General features: G+C 39.0%; 1 protein-coding gene. It reads left to right on the top strand.

From position 1 onward, the window contains the following. Positions 1–178 precede the first annotated feature (178 nt). Positions 179–2791 carry a DNA polymerase I gene (gene polA, locus Hs30E_RS10680; RefSeq protein WP_172209916.1) on the top strand — a complete coding sequence of 871 codons (2613 nt, stop codon included), beginning with the start codon at positions 179–181 and terminating at the stop codon, positions 2789–2791. Positions 2792–3114: the final 323 nt, after the last annotated feature.

Raw genomic sequence — 3114 nt, 5'->3', positions numbered from 1 at the left:
AAGAAAAACAAGAAGAAAAGTGTGAAACAAAATCTTTTACAGTGCTTGTTAAATGAGCGTGTTTTGTGTGCTGTTATTGGAAATTTGTGATGTTGTTTGATAAATTAAATTTATGAAACGACCGTGACAAAGCGTTCATCATCAATTAAGATGAGCGTTTTTATGTTAAAATAGAACTATGACTAATATAAAAAAACTCCTTCTGATAGACGGATCATCTATCGCCTATCGCGCTTTTTTTGCGCTTTATACGCAGATTGACCGCTTTATTTCGCCGTCTGGGCTACATAACAATGCGATTTATGCTTTTCATACGATGTTGCGCAATGTACTTGCGACTGAGCAGCCGACTCACGTTTTGGTAGCGTTTGATGCGGGCAAGACGACATTTCGTACGGAAATGTACGCTGACTACAAGGGTGGACGCGCCAAAACGCCTGATGAGTTCCGCGAGCAGTTGCCCTTTATTAAGGAAATGCTTGCGGCGCAAGGTATCAAGCAGTATGAGCTGGCCAATTTTGAGGCAGACGATATTATCGGAACTTTGGCGACATTGGCTGAAAATGGTGATTTTGATGCCATTACGGTTGTTTCTGGCGACCGAGATTTGACACAGCTGACCACAGAAAAAACGACTGTGGCAATCACGATTAAAGGTGTGGCTGAACTTGAAATTTATACTCCCGCCTATTTGCTAGAAAAATTAGGCTTGACCACTGCGCAATTTATTGATCTCAAGGCACTCATGGGTGATAAGTCCGATAATATTCCAGGTGTAACTAAAATTGGCGAGAAAACGGGTATTAAGCTCCTTTTAGAATATGGCTCGCTTCAAGGGATTTATGACAATATCGAGCAGATGAAAGTCTCGAAAATGAAAGAAAATCTTATCAATGACCGTGAACAAGCCTTTTTATCTAAAGAATTAGCGACGATTGATTTGACTTCTCCGATTGCAATCGGACTTGAGGATACGATTTACACAGGCGTTGATTATGATAAACTCAAGAAATTTTACCAAGAAATGGGCTTTAATAAATTTCTTGAAGAACTTGAAGGCGCAACTGAAAAAGTCGTTGAGGCAATCAACTTTACTGTTGTTGAAGAAACTGTAACTGATGATATGTTTGATGAGAATCAATTTTTCTATCTGGAAATTTTGGGGGAAGATTATCATCGTGATTCGATTATTGGTTTTGCTTGGGGAGATGAAACTGGTATTTATGTGTCGAAGAATATTGCGCTGTTGAAAAGTTTCAATTTTCCGAAAAATACCTATGACTTTAAGAAAAATAAAGTTTTGTTAGCACGTCATGCTATTGCTTATCCTGTCGTTGAGTTTGACACCATGCTTGCCAAATATCTATATTCGACGATTGAAAATAACAAAATTTCAACGATTGCTGGCTTGTTTGGGCTGGATTTGCCAGATGATGACGTGATTTATGGTAAAGGTGTCAAGCGTGCCGTACCATTTGATGAGATATTATTTGACCATCTTGCTCGAAAAATAGACGTTTTGGTCAAGACAAAAGCGCCATTGACCGATAAACTTCGTGAAAATGACCAAGAAAAGTTACTGTCTGACATGGAGTTACCGCTTGCAAATGTTCTTGCTAAAATGGAAATTGCAGGAATTAAGGTATCAGGCGGTGTTTTGAGTGAAATCGGCATTGAAAACGAGAAAGTCATCGAAAATCTGACAGCGGAAATTTACGAGCTTGCGGGCGAAGTTTTCAATATCAATTCGCCTAAACAGCTCGGTGTGATTCTTTTTGAAAAAATGGGCTTGCCTATCATCAAAAAGACGAAGACGGGTTATTCGACAGCAGTTGATGTTTTGGAACAACTTGCACCCCAAGCGCCGATTGTTGATAAGATTTTGAAATTTCGTCAAATTTCAAAAATTCAGTCAACTTATGTGACGGGTTTGCTTGGCGAAATTATGGCGGATGGTAAGATTCATACACGCTATATCCAAGATTTAACTCAGACTGGGCGCTTGTCAAGTGTCAATCCCAATCTGCAAAATATTCCTGTTCGTTTGGCAGAAGGGCGCAAGATTCGCAAGGCGTTTATCCCTGAAAATGCTAGTTCGGTTCTGCTGTCAAGCGATTATTCGCAGATTGAGTTGCGCGTTTTGGCGCACATTTCAGGAGATGAACATTTGATTTCTGCATTTAATAACGGCGCAGATATTCATACGTCTACTGCTATGCGCGTGTTTGGCATTGAAAAAGCAGAAGACGTTACACCAAATGACAGACGTAATGCTAAGGCAGTTAATTTTGGTGTTGTCTATGGTATTTCTGATTTTGGTTTGTCGAATAATCTTGGCATTTCAAGAAAAGCGGCAAAAAATTACATTGATACCTATTTTGAACGCTATCCTGATATTAAAAATTACATGGGAAATACAATCAGAGAAGCTAAGGATAAAGGCTTTGTCGAGACTTTGTACCATAGACGTCGCAATCTACCAGACATTAATGCTAGAAATTATTCAGTGCGCTCATTTGCTGAACGCACCGCAATTAACAGCCCGATTCAAGGGTCTGCTGCTGACATTCTCAAAGTTGCCATGATAAACCTTGATAAAAATCTGACAGCGGGTGGTTTCAAGACGAAAATGCTTCTGCAAGTTCACGATGAAATCGTCCTTGATGTGCCAGATGATGAACTTGTTGCGGTTAAAAAACTGGTTAAAACGACCATGGAAGATGCGATTTCGCTTGATGTACCTTTGCTGGTTGATGAAAATAGTGGTAAAACTTGGTATGAGGCGAAGTGAATTAGAAACAGTCAAATTGTAGGCTGTTTTTTTATTTTTATCGGAAGTGATTGAGATGTATAAGCCGCTCTATCAGCGAATCACGCCGTGGCAATATCACGAATTTACAAGGAAGATTAGACAACGATTTCAACGATAAAAGATAATAGTGTCTACAAACTTTTGCCTCTTATGTTAAAAAATTAAGAAAGAATTGTAATAGACTTCTCCCAAAAATAAAAAAATTTGTTATACTATAGTCATGAACTATGAATCCCTCACGAAACTCAGCGATAGTCATTTTAAACGTCTAGTTGGCGTTAAACGTCCAACCTTTGAATCTA

This window comes from Pseudolactococcus hodotermopsidis (assembly GCF_011170085.1).
Classification (GTDB): Bacteria; Bacillota; Bacilli; order Lactobacillales; family Streptococcaceae; genus Pseudolactococcus; species Pseudolactococcus hodotermopsidis.
Note: the sequence above shows the minus strand (reverse complement) of the source record. Positions and strands in the feature narration are given on the sequence as shown.